Source organism: Microbulbifer maximicatervae (SeqCode) (genome assembly GCF_052468155.1).
Genome location: NZ_CP174335.1, coordinates 969,830 through 990,000, shown reverse-complemented (window position 1 = coordinate 990,000; position 20,171 = coordinate 969,830). Strand labels below are relative to the sequence as shown.

Below are 20,171 nucleotides of genomic sequence, written 5' to 3'. Positions count from 1 at the left end.
TTCCAGGAAAAACTTCTAAGCTTCAGGTAATAGTGAATCGTACTCTAAACCGACACAGGTGGTCAGGTAGAGAATACCAAGGCGCTTGAGAGAACTCTGGTGAAGGAACTAGGCAAAATGGTACCGTAACTTCGGGAGAAGGTACGCCGGTTTTGGTGATGGGACTTGCTCCCTAAGCTGAGGCCGGTCGAAGTGACCAGGTGGCTGCGACTGTTTATTAAAAACATAGCACTCTGCAAACTCGTAAGAGGACGTATAGGGTGTGACGCCTGCCCGGTGCCGGAAGGTTAATTGATGGGGTTAGCTTCGGCGAAGCTCTTGATCGAAGCCCCGGTAAACGGCGGCCGTAACTATAACGGTCCTAAGGTAGCGAAATTCCTTGTCGGGTAAGTTCCGACCTGCACGAATGGCGTAACGATGGCCACGCTGTCTCCACCAGAGACTCAGTGAAATTGAAATCGCTGTTAAGATGCAGTGTACCCGCGGCTAGACGGAAAGACCCCGTGAACCTTTACTACAGCTTTGCACTGAACTTTGAGCCTATTTGTGTAGGATAGGTGGGAGGCTTTGAAGCAGCGACGCTAGTTGTTGTGGAGCCGTCCTTGAAATACCACCCTGGTATGTTTGAGGTTCTAACTCTGGTCCGTTATCCGGATCGAGGACAGTGTATGGTGGGTAGTTTGACTGGGGCGGTCTCCTCCCAAAGAGTAACGGAGGAGTACGAAGGTGCACTCAGCATGGTCGGAAATCATGCAATGAGCATAATGGTATAAGTGCGCTTGACTGCGAGACAGACATGTCGAGCAGGTACGAAAGTAGGTCATAGTGATCCGGTGGTTCTGTATGGAAGGGCCATCGCTCAACGGATAAAAGGTACTCCGGGGATAACAGGCTGATACCGCCCAAGAGTTCACATCGACGGCGGTGTTTGGCACCTCGATGTCGGCTCATCACATCCTGGGGCTGAAGCCGGTCCCAAGGGTATGGCTGTTCGCCATTTAAAGTGGTACGCGAGCTGGGTTTAGAACGTCGTGAGACAGTTCGGTCCCTATCTGCCGTGGGCGTTGGAGATTTGAGAAGAGTTGCTCCTAGTACGAGAGGACCGGAGTGAACGAACCTCTGGTGTTCCGGTTGTCACGCCAGTGGCATTGCCGGGTAGCTATGTTCGGACGGGATAACCGCTGAAAGCATCTAAGCGGGAAGCCTCCTTCAAGATAAGATCTCCCTGAGGCCTTGAGCCTCCTGAAGGGCCGTGGAAGACTACCACGTTGATAGGCTGGGTGTGGAAGCGTTGTGAGGCGTTGAGCTAACCAGTACTAATTGCCCGTGCGGCTTGACCATACAACAGAGATGGTTACTAACGACTAGCTAAGCTAGCGGATTGTGAGTTAGAGACATACGATCCCTTGCGGTGTATTACTACAGATTGTTTTACCGACTTATTTGGGGTTATCGCCGGTCAATAATGACCAAGGCAAACAGCGATAACACGGCAGGCCAAGCACTTTGCTTATAAGACCAATGCCAACCCAAGCCAGTTTGCCTGACGACAATAGAGTTGTGGAACCACCTGATCCCTTGCCGAACTCAGAAGTGAAACGCAACATCGCCGATGGTAGTGTGGGGCTTCCCCATGTGAGAGTAGGTCATCGTCAGGCTTCTAATCCGAAAAGGGCCACCCAATAGGGTGGCCCTTTTTTTATGGCTGAAAATATTTAAAAAAACAAAAACAAAAGCTAAAAAAATAAGAGAGAGAAAGTAGAAAATACTTAGTAAAAATTAAATAGAAAAAATAAAAGTAATTCTGAAAAACTTTAATGCTCCACTTTCTCTTAAAAAGTCAGTCAGTAAATAAAAAAGAAAAAGCTAAAATTACCTGAGTACCTTAAACAGACGCTCTCCTAAAAAGCCTATAAAAATAGGTCTTTACCGACCTCCGTAGCAAACGCCTTTGCGTTCACTCAAAAAATAATCCAACAAAAATAACCCTCGTAAATACCAGAAAAGTACCCATACCACTCCCGCCAAAAATTAAAATTAGCCCATAAAAATATCGGTGATTTTTTAGTCTCTGCAGTAATCCCCTGTAACCACGGGGCCTGTAGCCCGTTTATTAAAGTTATGCACAACTCTATCCAGACTTTCTGTTAGTAACGTTCTGATCCTACTTTTAGTGGATAACCTGACACTTTTTCCGTTGGTTTTTTAATCGAATTATTTCATTGCACGAAATTAAAGGCTTCCAGACCTCTATCCAAAAGTTATGCACAGTACTATCCAAGAATTCTGTTAGTAACATCCCTGTAATGAAGAAAACATCTAAAAAGTTCCATTTTTACGATCTATTATCCAGTGTTGCAGTGGATAACCAGGACTGACTTTGCAGTTCTAAAAAGCTCGCTGGGGTATGCTGTTAAGGAAGCATTCTATTAACGACAAATTCCTCCGGGAGGCTTGCTAATGAGAGTTCTACTTTTAATTTCCATGTCATTAGTACTTTTAGCCGCTGGATCGCTAAGGGCGCAGACGTTGGTAGTAGGAAATAAATATGAGGGCACAGTGAGTTTTATTGACCTAGCTTCCGGCCAAGAGGTTAAGAAACCGGAAACTGGAGGTTCGCCCCATGAATTAATAGTGTCGCCGGATAAATCTAAAGTGGTGGTAGTTTCTTACCTTGAAGATGGCTACGTGGGAGAAGAGCTGAATGTATTCGATATCGCGAGCGGTAAGCGCCTGAAAAGAATTGATATCAGTCCGCACAAAGGCCCTCACGGTATCGCTTGGCTGGGCGATAGCAATAATGTGATTGTTACAACAGAAGAAACCAGCGACGTGATAAAGGTGGATGTGACTGAAGGAAAAGTATTGGGTGTTGCCCGTACTGATCAAGTAGGTAGCCATATGCTTGCACTATCCCCTGATCTGAAGACCGCCTACGTTACTAACCGGGGGTCGGATACGTTTAGTGTAATTGATACAGAGACTATGGAGTTGAAATCTACAATACCGGCAGGGGATGGGCCGGAGGCGGTGTGGGTAAGCCCCGATAATAGCGAGCTATGGATAGGAAATAATCAGTCAGAAAACATCTTTATTTTCGATACTGAAACGTTAAAGCAAAAAGAAACGATAGATGTTGGTTTTCTGCCTATCCGAATCAGGTTTCACCCCGAAGGCGAAGTGGTAGCTGTAGCAGACTTAAATGGTAATCGTATACTCGTGTATGACGCCAAGACCCGTAAACAGTTACATGAGATTGATGTCGGCAGCGCAGGGGCCAGACAGCCAGCATCGCTATTTTTCTCTCCGGACGGAAAGTTTTTGTTTGCCGGTTCTCAGAGAGACGGAAAAGTTGTTGAAATAGATACCGCAACTTGGAAAGTTAAGCGTATATTTAATGCGGGACAAGGGTCAGATGGTATTGAGTGGAGCCCAGTAAATATTCAGCAATAAATATTCCTGCACTCCACTGTTAAAATAATGAATCAGGTAGGAACTGTGTAGATTTTTAAGTCCTGAAATATTCCATCAATCGAATAATAATTTGGAATAGTTTCACTATGCACTCCACCTACGCGTTCTGCTACGGCTATGCTGGCACTATTTTCAGATAAGCATTGAATTTTCAACGCTTGAATATCGTGCAGATCTTTCAAGTAGCTAGATATTCTATTTACGATTCGAGTCACGATTCCATTGCCGTGGCAGCTTTTACATAGCCAATATCCTATTTCTGCATTTTGTTTTTTAAGATCAATTTCCTTGATACCAAAGATCCCGACTACCTTGCCTGAATAGTGGATCTTGTACCAGGATGCTCCGAAGCTATTACTGAATATTCTATCGGTAATATATTTTTCAGTGGTCGGGAGGTCGATAACAAGCTTTGCCCAATAGAGATATTTCTCTAGCAGTGGTCTGTTATTTTCAATTAAGGCAAAGATGATTTCTGTGTCACTATCCAAAAGTGGATCGAGTTTGATATCACTGTTTACTACTATAGGCTTTTTAGTCATCCTTTTGCCTCTCCATTTTTTAGCGATATTTTTAGTCATTAGCAACCTAACTAACTGGTAGAGTTTTCCTGATTAGGTGAAACAACAGAAAGAGCCTGTGGAAGGTCTCTAGGTTTCCAGCATAAAAGTTACCGGGCCGTCATTGACTAGTGAAACCTGCATATCCGCTGCAAATATTCCAGTGGCCACTGGCGTAAATTGGGCTTTGGAACTTTTAACGAAATAGTTGTAGAGCTCCTCCGCGTATTCTGGTGATGCGCCGCGACTAAAGCTCGGGCGTAAACCTCTATCAGTTTCGGCAACTAGTGTGAACTGACTGACAATCAGGAGCCCACCTCCCGCCTTTTTGAGGTTGAGATTCATACGCCCTTTACCATCGGGAAAAATACGGTAATTCAGGACTTTGTGCAGCAGCTTATCTGCACTATCGGTAGTGTCCTGGGCTTCGATACCTAGCAGCAGGAGGATACCCTTATCTATGGCCCCAACGGCCTCTCCCGCTACATTAACCTGGGCATGGCTTACCCTTTGGATCAATCCTTTCATCTCACTTCTCTCTGCTGCTCTGGAACCGATCGTCTAAATCGCCTAGATTAGCGGACTGTTCCCAGTAGAGAAACCGAGAATAACGGTATGAAGAGACAGCTAGTGGCACTGGTTGCCGGTGCACTTGCTGCGGTGAGTGTTCACGCAGCTGATAGCTATCCGGATAGTAAACCGGGTGCTCAAATTGATGAATATTTTGGTCAAAAGGTGGCTGACCCCTATCGCTGGATGGAAAAAATGTCCAGCGATGAGGTAAAGAGTTGGGTGGCCAAACAGAATGATCATTCATTACCGCGTTTGAAGGACCTGCCCGGGTGGCAGAAAATCAATGACCGGCTTGCAGAACTATGGCGCTACGAGCGCTACGGTGTTCCGTACAAGAAGGGCGATAGCTATTACTACAGCTACAACACCGGTGATTGGGATCAGAATGTTTTCTATAAGGCCTCTAGCCTGTCTGCTGAGGGCGATACGGTTTTAGATCCACGCACCCTAAGTGAAGATGGCACTATTGCTGCCAAGCGCCTCAAAGTCAGTCCAAAGGGCCGCTATCTGGCTTACGGTATCTCGGATGGTGGCACTGACTGGACCGACTATCGTATTCGCGACCTAAAGACAGGCAAGGATCTGAAGGAACAACTGACCGGTATCAAGTTTAGTGATGCCAGTTGGGCGCCGGATGAGTCCGGTTTTTACTATAGCCGGTACCCGTTTAACAGAGATGGCACGGCGGATGATAGCAAACAGGTAGCCGTATATTTTCACCGACTGGGAGATGCCCAGGAAAGTGATCAACTGGTCTATGAAATTACTGATCATCCCACCCGCAATCCAGGCGCGACGGTGAGTGACGATGGCAACTATCTCCTGTTTGGCATCTTCGACGGCTATGACTCGAACGGCTTTTACTATCGCGATTTACGGGATGAAAGCGGCAAGGTAATTAAGCTTCTGGATGACTGGGATGGCCTATACCAGTACCTCGGAAATAAAGGGAGCACCTTTTACTTTGAGACCAGTGCGGGGGCGCCGCTGGGCCGTGTAATCGCTATTGATCTGAATAAGCCGCAACGCAAACACTGGCGCGATCTGGTGCCGGAGACGACTAGTGCCCTGCAGAGTGCCAGTTATATCGGTGATCGCTTTGTGCTTCACTACCTGGAGGATGCGAAATCGCGAGTGCTGGTGACCGATACTAACGGTAAGAAACAGTACGAGCTGAAGCTGCCAGGGGTGGGCTCAGTGAAGGGGTTTTATGGTGAGCCGAATGAAGTTGAGACCTTCTACGCTTTCTCTAATTTTATTACCCCGCCGAGTATCTACCACCTGAATGTACTGACTGGTGAAACCAAACTGTTCAAGCAGCCAAAATATGCAGCAGACTTTTCCGATCTGACTGTGAGTCAGCATTTCTATAAGAGTAAGGACGGTACCCGGGTGCCTCTATTCCTCGTGCATAAGAAGGGAATGAAGCGAGATGGCTCCAACCCGACGCTGCTTTATGGATATGGTGGTTTTAACTCCGCTCAGTTACCGCGCTTCTACAACCGCTTTGTCGGTTGGTTGGATATGGGCGGCACCCTGGCACTGGCCAACTTGCGCGGTGGTAGCGAGTACGGCAATGCTTGGCACCAGGCGGGTACCAAGACGCAAAAGCAAAATGTCTTCGATGATTTTATCGCTGCAGCTGAGTGGCTGATCGAGGAGAAAGTCACTTCTCCTGAAAAGCTTGCTATTAGTGGTCGCTCCAATGGTGGACTATTGGCGGGGGCAACGCTGGTACAACGACCGGATTTGTTTGCGGCGGCATTACCGGTAGTCGGTGTCCTGGATATGCTGCGATATCATACCGCTTCCGCTAATGCCCGGCAGTGGTCGAGCGATTATGGGCTTAGTGAAAATCGCGATGAGTTCAAAGCGCTGCATGCCTATTCTCCGGTCCACAACACCCGTGAGGGCACCTGCTATCCGGCCACGCTAATCACCACTGCCGATCGCGATGATCGAGTGGTTCCCTGGCACAGCTACAAATTTGCGGCAGCCCTACAAAAAGATCAGGGCTGTGACAAACCAGTCTGGCTTGCCGTAGAGACTCGGGCTGGGCACGGTGCAGGCAAGCCGGTATGGATGCAGGTGGAAGACTTCGCCAATCAGTGGAGCTTCCTTGCCTACCAGCTGGGCATGAAAATCGAGTAGCCTTTCCAACTAACCCAACAAAAGTAATAGCGGGATCAATCAATAAAACTCCCGGTAGGACGATTGCAAAGGGGTTTAGTTTTGCGGCGGTGTCACTAATGAAGTTAGTGTGCCGCCCACTCTGTCGGAGTGGTGGTATCACCAACCGGTCTGCCCTTCCGGAAGGAGGTGGCTTCGATAGAGCTAATCACTGGGTATGAATAACGATAACAACTCATCCGGTGGATTTATGAAACACGCATTTGTAACCGGGGGAACCGGTTTTCTCGGCGCTAATTTGGTAGAGCAATTGGTTGGTGATGGATGGAAAGTTACCGCCATGCATCGGCGCACCTCTAATACCGATATGTTGCGCTCTCTGGGCGTTAATCTGGTTGAGGCCTCTCTGAATGACCCTCAGTCCCTTCAAGCTGCAATCCCAAATAATGTCGATGCGCTTTTCCATATGGCGGCTAATACCAGTATGTGGCGTGGCGGTAATGCCCAGCAGTGGAAAGATAATGTTGAGGGGGCAGCGAATATTGCCAAAGTTGCCAGAGAGAAAAATGTAAGGCGTATGGTGGTGACCAGCTCAATTTCTGCTTATGGCTACCATAAGGAAAGAATTACTGAAGAAAGTGATAAGCTGGCAGATGACCCTCATCATCACTATCTGTACACGAAAAAAAGAGAGGAAATTGCCGTTCGCAAGGAAGTTGAACGGGGCCTGGATGCGGTATTTCTAAACCCTTGTGCAATTGTTGGTAAATACGACACCACCAGCTGGGCGCAGACCTTTTTTCTGATTGATAAAAATCAATTACCAGGTGTTCCACCGGGCTGGGGTTCTTTTTGCCATGCCGGTGCAGTAGCGCGAGCCCACATCGATGCGGTTGAAAAGGGGCGGTGTGGTGAAAATTATATCTTGGCCGGAACGGATGCCAGTTTTTTAGAATTTTTTGGAAAGATCGCTGAGTTATTGCATAAACCTGTACCAAAACGCACCACACCGGCATTTCTAATTCAATCTATCGCCTGGTTTTCCGATCTCTGGTCTCGTGTGAGTGGGCAAGAGCCGGTTATTACTCCTGAAAAGGCCACGTTGGTAACGCGGAGAGTCGTTGCTAGTAGTGCTAAGGCTGAACGTGAACTCGGTTATCAATCGGGGGTGGCTTTGGATACTATGTTATGCGAATGTCGCGATTGGTTAGTACAGAACAATTTGTTGGAGTCGAAGTGAATCGTAATAATATTATTTTTGGGTTAGTTGCCTTGCTTTTGGTTTTACAGCTTATTCAGTATTACTTTTTCTCCGGCGCAAGCTAATCATAAAAAGGAAGTAATGATGGCGGAAAAGCGCTGTGACTGGTGCCTGTCTACACCACTTTATCAAAATTACCATGATGAGGAGTGGGGTAGGCCGGTTACCGATGACCAGATCCTGTTTGAGTTTTTGTTGCTGGAGGGGGCCCAGGCGGGCTTATCCTGGATTACAGTGCTCAATAAGCGGGAGAATTATCGTAAACTGTTTAATAATTTCGATGCTGAAAAAATTGCTCGGTACACCCCTAAAAAGGTAGAGAAATTACTTCTCAACCCGGGAATTATTCGCAACCGGCTCAAGGTTGAATCGGCCATCAAGAATGCACGGGCAACCCTCGAGTTGCGCGATCGCGGTATATCCTTAAAGGAGTTTCTCTGGCAGTTCACCGATGGAAGAGTGATTGTTAATCGCCCCCGCTCCATGAAGCAGGTGCCGGCCACTACAGCAGAATCTGATGCGATGAGTAAGGCGTTAAAGAAAGCGGGTTTTAGTTTTGTGGGATCAACCATTATGTACGCACATATGCAGGCAACTGGAATGGTCAATGATCACTTGGAAACTTGTCCGGCTCATCAGCGTTGTGTCGATGATGCACAGAATTTAGGTTTGGCTTGAATTTAAAATAGAGATTTATTTTTGGGGATCGATGAATATTAATAGCTTACTCAATGAGTATTGGCCCCAAGTAACTGCATTATCCCTAAAGTTGGCGGCCGCACTACTGGTAGTTTTGGTGACGCTGTTTGTGGCCCATCTTGCTCGCCGAGCGGTTGATCGTCTGCCGGACCGGTTTGATGTTACCTTGCGCCCGGTAATGCGCAGTATTTCGAGCTGGGCGGTTTATATTGTTGGCGCACTGCTGGTATTGGATGTATTTGGTATTAACACTACCAGCTTAATTGCTCTACTCGGCGCTACTGGTGTGGCAGTAGCCTTAGCATTGAAAGATACCCTGCAAAATATTGCTTCGGGGTTCCTATTGCTGGGATTGCGGCCGTTCCGCGTTGGGGATGTGATTCAGTTCGGTACCATAATGGGCACCGTTCGCGAGGTGGGGCTGTTTACTACGGAGCTGGATACCACGGATGGGCTGCGTATTACCGCACCCAACAGTGCTATCTGGGGGCAAGTGCTCACCAACTTTAGCCGCAATAAGACTCGCCGTATCGAGATTGTGGCGAGTATCGCCTATGGCGATGACATTGATCGCGGCCTAACAGTATTACGTCGCCTGGTAGAACAGGAACCCCGTATTCTCGCTGAGCCAGAGCCAAGTTTCGCTGTTAAGGCGCTTGCTGACAGCGCGGTCAATTTACAGTTGCGGGCCTGGGCTGCCAATGACCAGTACTGGGATGTTTACTGGTCCCTGATGCAAAAGCTTAAGCCTGCACTGGAGGCAGAAGGCTTGACGGTACCCTTTCCCCAGCGAGAGCTACATATCGTGGACCGGGTCACAAGCCGGCGTTAGTCCATTACCACAGGGTCACTTGTGGCAATATCTTGCTCCAGGTATTGGGCCCACCTAGTCCAAAATCTCCGATTTGCCTCAACTCAACGCAAACATATGGCGTTCTGGGGGGCATGAATCGACACCTCACCGAATTCGTGTCAAAGTTAGCGGCGTTTTTTTGTACAACTTTTGATCGAGATAGGAAGATGCCGATAAAGCTGAACAACCCACTGATCCCCAGCCTGCTGGCTGTCGCTATCCTTGCGGGCTGTCAGGGTGACAAGAGTACCCAGACTGTAGCCAACGCAGATAAGCCCCAAAATGCGGTTGCCGAGGCCTCAGTAACTGTAGATGCGGTTGCCGAAACCAAGCGCCTGACTGAGTGGCTGGATGAGCGTTATGAGGAACAGCTGCAGTTCAGTCCGATTCAGCTGTCCTACCTGGGTCGCAAAGACCACTACGACCAAATCGACGATATGAGTGAAGCCGCAGAGGCTCGCCGCTTGGTTTGGCAAGAGAAAAGTGTTGAAGAGCTCAAGAAGAATTTCGACTACAGCAAGCTGACCCAGGAAGGGAAAACCTCCTACGATATCTGGATTTATCAGTTTGAACAGGCCAAGGCCGCTGCGCCGTTTATCCGTCACGGCTACATCTTTGAGCAGATGGGAGGTGCACAATCGCAGTTGCCCAACTTCCTGCTGAACTTCCACAAGGTCGACAACGTTGAAGATATGCAGGCGTATATCACCCGTATCGGTGGTATCTCCCGCGCGATCAACCAGTTGCTTGACCGCGCCAAGCTGTCGTCCAAAGAAGGTATCCGCCCCCCGCGCTTTGCCTATGAGGGTGCGATTGATCAGTCCAGTAAATTGATTGAAGGCGCGCCGTTTACCGATGGTGAAGACGCGCCTCTGTGGGCCGGTGCCAAAGGGAAAATCGCTGAGCTGCTCGAAGCCGGTACTATTGATCAGAAGCAGGCAGACAAGCTGACTGCGGAAGCGCGCAAGGCATTAGAGACTGAGTTCTTCCCCGCATATCAAGGGCTGGTTACCTGGCTCAAAGCGGATATGCAGAAGGCCTCAGCAGAGCCTCAAGGTGCTAGTAGCCTGCCCAATGGTATGGCCTACTACAATCAGCGCCTGGCCAACACCACAACTACGGACCTGACTGCCGACCAGATCCACAATATCGGCCTGGAAGAAGTGGCGCGTATCCGTGGTGAGATGGAAACTATCAAGAAGCAGGTTGGTTTCGAAGGTAGCCTGCAGGACTTCTTCAAGTTTATTCGCGAAGATGGTCAATTCTACTATCCGAATACCGATGAAGGTCGCCAGGGCTACCTGGATGACTCAACCGCGTTCCTGGACAACATTACCAAGAAATTGCCGGAATACTTTGGCCTTCTGCCGAAAGCTGAGTTGGTCGTAAAGCGGGTTGAGTCCTTCCGCGAGCAGGATGGCGGTGCCCAGCATTACTACCCCGGCACTCCCGACGGTTCCCGCCCGGGTATTTACTATGCGCACCTGTCCGATATGAGTGCCTATTCCACGACTGATATGGAAACTGTGGCCTACCACGAAGGCAACCCCGGTCACCATATGCAGATCTCAATTGCTCAGGAATTGGAAGGTATCCCGCAGTTCCGCACTCAGGCTCACTTTACTGTCTATGTAGAGGGCTGGGCGCTGTACTCTGAGAAGCTTGCTAAAGAAATGGGGGCCTTCGAAGATCCCTATAACCTGTTTGGCCACCTGACGGCTGAAATGTGGCGAGCCATTCGCCTTGTTGTTGATACCGGCCTGCACGCCAAAGGCTGGAGTGAAGAGCAAGCGGTGGAGTACTTCCTGCAAAACTCTGCAATCCCCGAGACTGCAGTACGTTCCGAAGTGCGTCGTTACCTGGCGTGGCCGGGCCAGGCAACCGCTTACAAGATCGGTATGCTGAAGATTCAGGAGCTGCGTAAGCAGGCTGAAGATCAGTTGGGTGATAAATTCGATATTCGCGGATTCCACGATACTGTACTGGGTGGCGGTGCTTTGCCAGTGCCCGTATTGGAGAGCCGCGTAGCCTCTTGGGTGGAATCAGTGAAGCAATCATAAGCTTTTTAGCTGACTCTTTTAAAAAGCCGGGCATAGCCCGGCTTTTTTATTGGGCTTATTTCTGTGAATATCGTCTGTGTATAGAGGAAAGCTGGTTTTCCCTAAAATACTTGTTTATGGAAAAGTCCCAATGGATTCAAATATTTACTCTGCCCCAGAGGCTGAATTAGATACTGTTTCAGAAGATGAAGCGCAGTTTTATATAGTTTCACCAACCAAATTCTGGGTAATGAGCCTAGGTACAGTGGGTATCTATTCAGTTTATTGGTTTTACCGTCATTGGGCAGAATATCAGCGTGCTAGTGGAGAGAATATGTGGCCGGTTATGCGGGCGATATTCTCTATCTTTTTTACTCACTCCCTTTTTTCCAGGATTCAAAGCCGTATCGAGATTGATAAGGTGGATTACCGCTGGGTGCCGGCACTTTGGGCTACGTTATATGTGGTTTTTGCGATTGCCGGGGCTATTGTCGACAGGATTTCCTATTACTCCGATGTAATTTCATTGATCGATATAGTAAGCATACTCCTCTTACCCTTTACATTGTGGCCACTTTACGAGGGACAGAAAGCTGCCAATATGGTTAATGGAGATATTTCAGGACAGGCTAACTCGAGATTTACTCCCTGGAATTTTGTTTGGTTGGCTGTAGGGGCTGTGTTTTGGGGAGTGGGTATTTTTGGGGCTTATTATCTGCTGGGCAATGTATAAGAGAGGAGTATCTATGAGACGTTCAGGATTTATTATCGTAGCTCTGCTATTACAACTGTTTCCTTCCGCTTTATGGGCGGAGCCAACACCCACTGAAATTACCGTGCGCGCCAAGGCCATGGATGCCAAGTTTATTGGCTCCTCCATCGGTGGTGCCATGGTTATTATTCGCGATGCAGATTCTGGGGAAATTCTTGCCAAGGGGCTTACCCAAGGGAGCACCGGTGACACCACCAGAATTATGAAAACGCCCCGAGAGAGGTTCCAATCTATCGCCGATGGCGCTGCACATTTTACCGCTACACTGAATATCAGTGAGCCGGTGTTTCTGACGGTGGAAGTTCTTGCGCCGTATATCAAAAAACAGGCCCGAGTGGTGGCGCAGACACAGACATGGCTGGTTCCGGGAAGGCCTATTTCTGGTGATGGGCTGATTGTGGAAATTCCGGGAATGTTGGTAGATTTACTCAGCCCACAGACCCATCTCTATACAGGCTTGGACCAGAGTCCCTTTGAGATTCGCGCTAATGTGGTAATGATGTGCGGATGTTCACTTACCGATGGTGGGCTTTGGGATGGCAGTAAGATAGAAGTTGTGGCATTGGTTAAAAGAGATGGCAAATCATTTGCTCGAGTGCCGCTAGAGATACAGGAGACTATGAATACCTTTAGTGCGCCCTTTGCGACGGATTTGCCAGGTGTTTATGAAATTGTGCTATATGCCTATGATCCCAAGACTGGAAATACCGGTGTGGATCGGGGGAGCTTCATTGTGCGCTAGGCAAGTGCGGCAAGCCGTCTGAGATATGGATTTCTATGGATATTCGGCAGGCTAAAGAGAGTGACCTCGAAGGCATGTGGAGCCTCTTTAGTGTTGTGCGAATCAGAGGGGATCTGCCTTTCTCGCATAAGATCCGTCGAGAAGTGTTTTCTGCTCAATGGCTTAATGACGACTTACAGACTTATGTTGCCGAAGAGTTACCTCACCTGCTGGGGGTGTATAAATTAGGGGTTAATTTCCCTGGTATTCATAGCCATGTCGCGACAGCCAACTTTCTCGTGCACACGGATGTGCGCGATCGCGGTGTAGATCGTGCACTGGTCCAGCATGCAATCGCCAGAGCCCAGGACGCCGGCTATTTGGAAATGCAGTTCAACTACGTTCCCAGCGACAATGAATCCGCAATTACCCTTTATACCGAGCTGGGCTTCACTATTATCAAAACGCTAGATAGAGCATTTACCGACCCTTTGGGAAGGTTGCAAGATGCTTATGTTATGCAGCGGTTTTTACAGTAGCTCGCCTGGTTATGGACCGGCAAACCCCAAAACACCAACAGGAAAGCCGGGAAGCGCTAATTGAGGAGCATCGACCGGAGCGTATTGAGGCGCGCTTGCGAAGTCGTCCACAGTCACAGTGGCTCTCTGATTTTGTTTTGGGAGCGATAGATGGCTGCGTAACTACCTTTGCCATTGTTGCAGGCGCTTTTGGTGCAGGCTTCTCCGAAGCGGTTGTGCTCGTGATGGGCTTTGCCAACCTTATCGCTGATGGTTTCAGCATGGCGGTAAGCAATTATGAAGCTGCCAGTGTGGAGCGTGAGCAACGAGCCGCGGCTATGCGTACAGAGCGTCAGCATATTGCTTTAATTCCCGAGGGAGAGCGGGAAGAGATCAGGCAGATTTTCTATCGAAAGGGATTTCGAGGTGAAGTTCTCGATAATATTGTTGCCACTATCACCGCGAATCAAAAGCTGTGGATAGAGACAATGCTGGCGGAAGAGTACGGTATAAGCCGCTTAGAGCATAAGCCTCTGGGGGCGGCACTGATAACCTTCACCGCTTTTTTGTGTGTAGGTGCTATTCCCCTGTTGCCCTACCTTTTCCACAGCCTTAATCCCGCCGAACAATTTTATGCGAGCGCCGTTCTTTCGGTCTGCGCTTTTTTTGCTATTGGCTTGTGCAAAGGATTGGTGTTTTCCCACCACCTGCTGGTGGCGGGCTTAAAAACTCTGTTTTTTGGCAGTAGCGCAGCGGCCCTGGCACTCGCCGTTGGCTATCTACTGCGCCACTTGGTGACTTAATATTTATGCGGCTACCACTTTGTTGCGCCCGCCATTCTTGGCTCGATACATACGTTTATCTGCTTCGGCCAATAGCTGATTGAGTGGCTTGCCATTGGTGCTGCCTTCGACGACTCCGAGACTGATTGAGATTTTTACCGGGCGTGTATAGCGGCGACTGAGGGTGGATACTCTGCGACGAAGTTTTTCTGCAAGGACACTGCCGCCTTTCAAGTCAGTATTCGGCAATAGCAATAAAAATTCTTCGCCGCCCCAGCGCGCCACAATATCCTCAGATCGGGTGTTACTTTTCAGTATCTTGGCAACATCTTGTAATACGCGGTCGCCAAAGGAGTGCCCATAGGTATCGTTGATCGTCTTGAAGTTATCTAAGTCTCCGATAAGGATGACATATTGATCTTTCAGCTCATCATTCCGACGCTCTAATTCATGAATGGCGCGAAATGCTTCTCTGCGATTCGCTAATCCGGTCAATGTGTCCGTGGCAGCATAGGTCTCCAATTCACCTGTTAATCGCTGGAGGAGCTGTTGAGTTTGGTGACGGCTACTGTCAAGTAATGCAGTTAGAGCCGTGAGTGCACCAAATACTGCAATAAAACGCGCACGATAGGCCGTATCATATTTGGCCGTGAGCCCTGGGAAATCCGGATAAAACAGGATTGCTGCCGTAGCGAGACCTATGCCGAGCAGTGCAGTGGTGCCGGTTTTATAGCCGTAAAGGTTGATAAATCCGGGGACCAGCATAACTGCCCACATCAATCCGGTATTGTTTACACCACCAGTCATTAGTAAGTAGAAATACAGCGCCAATAAAAGAATTCCCACCAATAATGGCGTTTTCTCGGTAGGACCGATAATGTTGACAGTGATATATGCAAATAAAATAACCACCGCGACGATAAAAAGCGTCGATGCCTGCAGGATATTAGTTGCAGTAAGGGCGATGATCGCCATGGCTCCGGTGATAGCCATAGCGAATATCAGCATATAAGAGGAGGCCAATATCCGTCTGCGCAGATCTATGCGCTGCACTTCATCAATAGAGGTGGATATCGCGGGGTTTTGATTGTTATACCCTGAGCTCATAGTCATTCCCGTTGCTATACCGACTGCAACCTTCCGCTTGCTCGGGACCGTCCTGCATCATACAACTATGCTGGTAGCCACTGCCGGAGTGAAGCAATGGTGAGTATAGGGGGAATCTGTCACCGACCAAAGTAGCAAGCTACAGTATCAGTAACTCAAACTTTAGAACTGAGAAATCGTGACACAAATTCAACTGACTTCTGGCGATATCTTGACGATGCGTGGAGATGCTCTGGTGTGTCCGGCACACAAGCATCTTATTCGGGGGCGGGGGCTTTCAGCGCAGATTTATGCCCAGTGCGGGACTCGGTTAACCCCCCAATGTGCCAATCAAAGAGCATGCCCAGTTGGTGAAGCTCGCGTGACTCGAGCCTATGATTTACCGGTCGATTACTTATTGCATACTGTTACGCCCCAGTGGAGCAGTGGCGATCAATGGGGGAGCCAGGCCATAGTGCTGTTGAGACACTGCTATGAAAGTGTTTTAGAGTTGGCGATAGAGCGCGGCTGCAAAACGATACTGTTTCCGGCATTGGGAGCTGGCACTAACCGCTTCCCTCACGAGATTGCGGCACACCAGGGATTGGCCGTTTTACGCGCTTATGCCTCAAGGTTCGAGAGACTCACAGTTTGTTTGCACTCACAAACTGCATTGGCGCAGTGGCAGAAAGTTGAGCAGCGCTTTTATGGCCATAATTGATGTGTCACGGGTAATTGAATGGGATACAGCCTATTGTGTTAATTATTTAGTTAAGCACTATTGATTCCATGCAGTTAATGGTTCCTTCAATAACCTAATGTGGCGTATATAAAGTAGTTCTGCGGTGCAGGCAGATCGAACCACGGCATGTCAGTCTAACAAGCAATAACTTACCAAGTCGTCTTCTGATCTCATGAATTGAGAGTTATTCAGGTGCTATACAGTCTTTTCTAACTCTTCCGTTGATTATTAAGTGCTATGTCTCCACCTAACTATTTAGTTCTAACGTACTAAATATTGAAATCGTTAGTTGTAATGAGTCATCTATTCGCTAAAGATAGTTGTCAATAACTTAATAAATATGCATTATTTTTATATGTATTTTTTAAGCCTAAAAATTTTTAGTAACTATGGACCACTGCAAAGTCTGCATACAAGAACAAAATATCTATGAAGGCATAGGGCATAGATGTGCTTTGTGTCGGGGGTGAGTGTCCCCTAAAATGAAAAAGAAATCCTCTTTTTTACAGTTTCCCATGCCGCCTATGAATAGCCAGCGCGTTATTATTCACTGTAAGTAGGACTGGATTGTCATTCTGCTTACCACTTTCATTAGTGGCTCTTATAGTTACTTCTTATTTAAAATTTTTAGTATCTCAGCGAGAACAGTCTTTATCTGAGAACGCTATCTTGGCAGGCCTTACTACTGAGGGATATATTTTATCAATGCGGCCAGTAATGTTTGTTTCTATAATATTGTTTGCGACCTTCTTTAAGCTGCTTGCATACTTAATCCCTACGGAAAAATAGAACTTGATAAAGAGTTAAGTCTAAGATATTGGGAGACTATAGGTTGAGGCAATCAATTCGTAAAAATTTTAGAATCTTATCGTTTTTTTAACTTTGATAGTCTTGGGGATAAATAGTTATTTTGTTGCCAGCTCCAATAGAGTGAAATTTAACTCATTATTTTCCCTTTTTCCTAAAGAGTATAATTGGAGCCAAATTCAGGCGGTTGAAACAGCTAATGGCACTGGTCCGGCACCTAGCCGATGAATTCCAAAATACATTTTAAGAATGGATAATAAAAAATTAATTTAATTGATTGTAAGTTTTAGAGATTTATTGCCTCTTACCCCAGACTCAGAATTTATCTGCGAGATCAAAAGCACATTAAGTATGAGCAAAGTTTGACAGATAATGGTATTCGTTGGCTGAGATATATTTTGTCAAAGGATAACTTTGGTGAAGTGATGCATATCTTACAAGATACGCCGTAATAATTATTTTAAGGGCGGACTAAATAATAAATGGAAAGGACCCGATAAGGGCCCTTTTATTGAAATATTGAGCCGCCTTCCTTGAGAAGACGGTCAAAGTGTATCCAGGTTACTGGCAGGAACTCGCTTCCCAGTACTGGGGGGCGCTAGCCGGGGACCACCAGTTGGGACCAAAGGTAGACACATAAACCTGGCCTTCAAAGGTTACTAGGTCGCCAACTTGATAGCCTTCGTCACCAGCATATGGCTGCTGGAATTCGGGGCAGGAAGCGGTCTCACCTGAACCTTGATCGCTGTCGGTGTTGTCATCGGAACCGTTATTGGCGTTGTCGTCAGAACCGCTATCGGAGCCATTGTTGTTGCTATCGTCAGAGCCGCTGTCGGAACCATTGTCGGAGCCTTCGCCCTCAGTTTGACAGGTGGTTTCGGTCCACAGCGATGGCGCGGAACCTGGAGACCACCAGTTTGGCTCGTGGGTGGACTCGTAGGCGACTCCTTCAAAGACAACAACGTCACCGACTGAATAACCTGGGTCGCCGGCATAGGGCTGCTCAAACGCGACGCAGGCGCTGCTTCCGCCATTATTATTGCCACCGCCACTTCCGGTGTCGCCAGTATCTCCGGTGTCTCCAGTGTCTCCAGTGTCTCCAGTGTCTCCAGTGTCTCCAGTGTCTCCAGTGTCTCCAGTGTCTCCAGTGTCTCCAGTGTCTCCGGTATCTCCGGTATCTCCGGTGTCTCCGGTGTCTCCGGTGTCTCCGGTGTCTCCGGTGTCTCCGGTGTCTCCGGTGTCTCCGGTGTCTCCGGTATCTCCGGTATCGCCAGTATCTCCGGTATCGCTATCACTGGAGCCACCCTGTCCGAAAACTTCGAGTGCGGCATCGAGTAGTGGATACTGGTATTCATTGTTCTCCAATAGCATTCCACCGCGTAGCTGCCAGATCATCACGCCACCAAGGCCCTGGTCGAGCACATATTGGGCGCGTGCGGCGATAGAAGTCGTATCTTCGAAAGAGATAAAACCGCCATCCTCAAACCAACCATAGTGGGTGACGGCCTCGGGATCGTAAGCGGTCTGGAATGAAGAGTCGCTCTGCATTTTCTCAACGATCTGGTAGTAGCGCGTCTCGGTGTCAGAGCCCCAGTGAGCGACGTCTTGTCCGGAGGCGGCTTCACCGATTGCGGTGGCGCCAGCCACGCTGCGGCCGTAGTGGGACATACCCAGGGTGATTTTCTCAGCAGGAATATTGCCCTCAGTCATCCACATATTGCGGCAGCTGTCTGCGTCGAAGCCTTCGTTGACCTGGCCTTCATAGGGGTACAGCGGCGAGGTATGCTGGGCTACGGTATCCCAGTCGCCACCAAAGTCATAAGTCATCAGGTTGACATAGTCGAGGACTTCGCCCACAGCAGCAAAATCATAACCCTCTTCTGCAATCGAGGGGCCACAGGCCACGGCAGCGGTCAGTTCCAGATTTTTGCCGGTCTCCGCTTCAACCTCATCGAAGCGCGCGCGCAGCTCTTGCAGCAGGGTGGTGAAGTTTTCTTTGTCGATCGAGCGTCCGCCGTTCGGTGCATAGCCGGGGTATTCGAAATCGAGATCGAGACCATCGAAATCCCAGTCAGTAAGCAGTGTCACTGCATTTTCGATAAAGGCTGCACGTGCGGTGTCGCTCTCCATCATCTCAGAGACTTTGTGGGAGAGGGTCCAGCCGCCCATAGACAGGATCGCCTTGGCACCGTCGTCATGTACCGATTTTACAAAACCTGATTCGTGGTCATTCCAGCCCTGGCAGACCGCGGGCTGAATACTGGAATCGTATTGGCTGTAGGGGTGCCAGAATTGCGGCGAGCATTTTACGGGACCATCACCGGCGCCGCCGGAAAATGATTGGGCGCCCAGGCCGTAGAAAACGTAGGGGTCTGTAAAGTAGATGTTGCCGTCTTCGTCATTCCAGGCAAAGGCGTACTGAACGTGAGTGAGCTTGGAGAAATCCACGTTGTCATGGGTGAAGGATGAGTCGGCCCAGTATTCCCAATCGGCCCAATAGGCAGATACACGTTTAGAGGTTTCTTGTGCGCTGACGTTTCCGCTAATGGCGATTGCTGCTGCGAGTGCCGCCGCAGCTTTTAATTTAAACCCAAATTTAGATCCGCGTTCACTGCGGCTGCCCACCAACATCCTTGTTCGATCCTGAGATTGCAGGAAAGAAAACATTAGATTGACCTCCCATAGGTCTTAATTATGTATAAAGAAATTTGTCGTTATATGTGGAAAAATTTGAATAAGTGGAGAGGTAAAAGTTCCGCGAGGAAATGTGGAATAAATGTGCAAGCCACGGAGGGTAGTGGCTGAGTGGTTATATTTATTTCCGCTGTAATTTTATGATGGGGACAATAAAAAGTGCGGGCATAAATTTAATTGCACCTTCCAGGAATAAATATTTGAGCAGATCAACGATAAAAATGGTCGATTATTTAATATCAAAAGAAAATAAATTTTCTTTTTGGGGTAAGAGATCGGAAAAAAATACCGGATTCTGGCGAGCGATATTTACGGCCTCTTGCAGGCAGCCTCCCTGCAGTTTAGTGCAGCACGGCTTCTGTCGAGTTAATCAATCACCTCTTTACTATGGAATGTTGCTACGGAGAAGTTTTTGATTGTCCCTCTTCAGGGATTGAAGATGTCATGATATGGCAAAAAC

15 protein-coding genes and 2 rRNA genes (1 of these 17 cut by a window edge) are annotated in these 20,171 nt (G+C 48.3%); 13 read left to right on the top strand and 4 right to left on the bottom strand.

Annotation, left to right across the window (positions count from 1 at the left end; all coding sequences use genetic code 11):
• The 3 genes from ACJJIY_RS04155 to ACJJIY_RS04145 all read left to right on the top strand — a co-directional run.
• A 23S ribosomal RNA gene (locus ACJJIY_RS04155) occupies positions 1 to 1,341 on the top strand (it extends 1,541 nt beyond the left edge of the window).
• Between the two features lie 201 nt (positions 1,342 to 1,542).
• A 5S ribosomal RNA gene (gene rrf, locus ACJJIY_RS04150) occupies positions 1,543 to 1,658 on the top strand.
• A gap of 802 nt (positions 1,659 to 2,460) precedes the next feature.
• Entirely contained in the window at positions 2,461 to 3,453 is a 993-nt protein-coding gene (locus tag ACJJIY_RS04145) for a YncE family protein (protein ID WP_445359167.1), read from the top strand.
• A gap of 32 nt (positions 3,454 to 3,485) precedes the next feature.
• Here the strand turns inward: ACJJIY_RS04145 and ACJJIY_RS04140 are convergent, their stop codons facing one another.
• Together ACJJIY_RS04140 and dtd are read right to left on the bottom strand one after the other, a co-directional pair.
• The gene (locus ACJJIY_RS04140; RefSeq protein WP_445359166.1) at positions 3,486 to 4,055 is read right to left on the bottom strand and encodes a GNAT family N-acetyltransferase; all 570 of its coding nucleotides are present in this window, start codon (positions 4,053 to 4,055) and stop codon (positions 3,486 to 3,488) included.
• 69 nt (positions 4,056 to 4,124) lie between these two features.
• Entirely contained in the window at positions 4,125 to 4,562 is a 438-nt protein-coding gene (gene dtd / locus ACJJIY_RS04135; RefSeq protein WP_445359165.1) for a D-aminoacyl-tRNA deacylase, read from the bottom strand.
• Positions 4,563 to 4,649: 87 nt separating this feature from the next.
• Between dtd and ACJJIY_RS04130 the strand changes: the two genes are divergently transcribed.
• The 9 genes from ACJJIY_RS04130 (at position 4,650) to ACJJIY_RS04090 (ending at position 14,403) form a co-directional block, all read left to right on the top strand.
• A complete protein-coding gene (locus ACJJIY_RS04130; RefSeq protein WP_445359164.1) occupies positions 4,650 to 6,758 on the top strand; it encodes a prolyl oligopeptidase family serine peptidase in 2,109 nt (702 codons plus the stop codon).
• A 229-nt stretch (positions 6,759 to 6,987) separates the two neighbouring features.
• Positions 6,988 to 7,977 (top strand): SDR family oxidoreductase, encoded by a 990-nt coding sequence (locus ACJJIY_RS04125; protein ID WP_444926213.1) that lies wholly within the window; start codon positions 6,988 to 6,990, stop codon positions 7,975 to 7,977.
• 105 nt (positions 7,978 to 8,082) lie between these two features.
• On the top strand, positions 8,083 to 8,676 hold the full coding sequence (locus tag ACJJIY_RS04120; RefSeq protein WP_445359163.1) for a DNA-3-methyladenine glycosylase I: 594 nt from the start codon (positions 8,083 to 8,085) through the stop codon (positions 8,674 to 8,676).
• Positions 8,677 to 8,707: 31 nt separating this feature from the next.
• On the top strand, positions 8,708 to 9,529 hold the full coding sequence (locus ACJJIY_RS04115; RefSeq protein WP_445359162.1) for a mechanosensitive ion channel family protein: 822 nt from the start codon (positions 8,708 to 8,710) through the stop codon (positions 9,527 to 9,529).
• Positions 9,530 to 9,717: 188 nt separating this feature from the next.
• Positions 9,718 to 11,610 (top strand): DUF885 domain-containing protein, encoded by a 1,893-nt coding sequence (locus tag ACJJIY_RS04110; protein WP_445359161.1) that lies wholly within the window; start codon positions 9,718 to 9,720, stop codon positions 11,608 to 11,610.
• Positions 11,611 to 11,740: 130 nt separating this feature from the next.
• The gene (locus ACJJIY_RS04105) at positions 11,741 to 12,322 is read left to right on the top strand and encodes a hypothetical protein (protein ID WP_444918527.1); all 582 of its coding nucleotides are present in this window, start codon (positions 11,741 to 11,743) and stop codon (positions 12,320 to 12,322) included.
• A gap of 13 nt (positions 12,323 to 12,335) precedes the next feature.
• Positions 12,336 to 13,103, top strand: coding sequence for a hypothetical protein (locus tag ACJJIY_RS04100; protein ID WP_445359160.1), 768 nt, complete (start codon positions 12,336 to 12,338; stop codon positions 13,101 to 13,103).
• A gap of 35 nt (positions 13,104 to 13,138) precedes the next feature.
• A complete protein-coding gene (locus ACJJIY_RS04095) occupies positions 13,139 to 13,621 on the top strand; it encodes a GNAT family N-acetyltransferase (protein WP_445359159.1) in 483 nt (160 codons plus the stop codon).
• An 11-nt stretch (positions 13,622 to 13,632) separates the two neighbouring features.
• Positions 13,633 to 14,403 carry a VIT1/CCC1 transporter family protein gene (locus tag ACJJIY_RS04090; protein ID WP_445359158.1) on the top strand — a complete coding sequence of 257 codons (771 nt, stop codon included), beginning with the start codon at positions 13,633 to 13,635 and terminating at the stop codon, positions 14,401 to 14,403.
• Between the two features lie 3 nt (positions 14,404 to 14,406).
• Here ACJJIY_RS04090 and ACJJIY_RS04085 read toward each other — a convergent pair whose 3' ends face one another.
• Positions 14,407 to 15,489: a GGDEF domain-containing protein gene (locus tag ACJJIY_RS04085; protein WP_444895763.1), complete on the bottom strand. Its 1,083-nt coding sequence runs from the start codon at positions 15,487 to 15,489 to the stop codon at positions 14,407 to 14,409.
• 178 nt (positions 15,490 to 15,667) lie between these two features.
• On the opposite strand from ACJJIY_RS04085, the gene ACJJIY_RS04080 reads away from it, so the two are divergent.
• Complete coding sequence (locus tag ACJJIY_RS04080; RefSeq protein WP_444895764.1) at positions 15,668 to 16,189, top strand: macro domain-containing protein; 522 nt, start codon at positions 15,668 to 15,670, stop codon at positions 16,187 to 16,189.
• 1,389 nt (positions 16,190 to 17,578) lie between these two features.
• Here the strand turns inward: ACJJIY_RS04080 and ACJJIY_RS04075 are convergent.
• Positions 17,579 to 19,684, bottom strand: coding sequence for a glycosyl hydrolase family 18 protein (locus ACJJIY_RS04075; RefSeq protein WP_445359157.1), 2,106 nt, complete (start codon positions 19,682 to 19,684; stop codon positions 17,579 to 17,581).
• Positions 19,685 to 20,171: the final 487 nt, after the last annotated feature.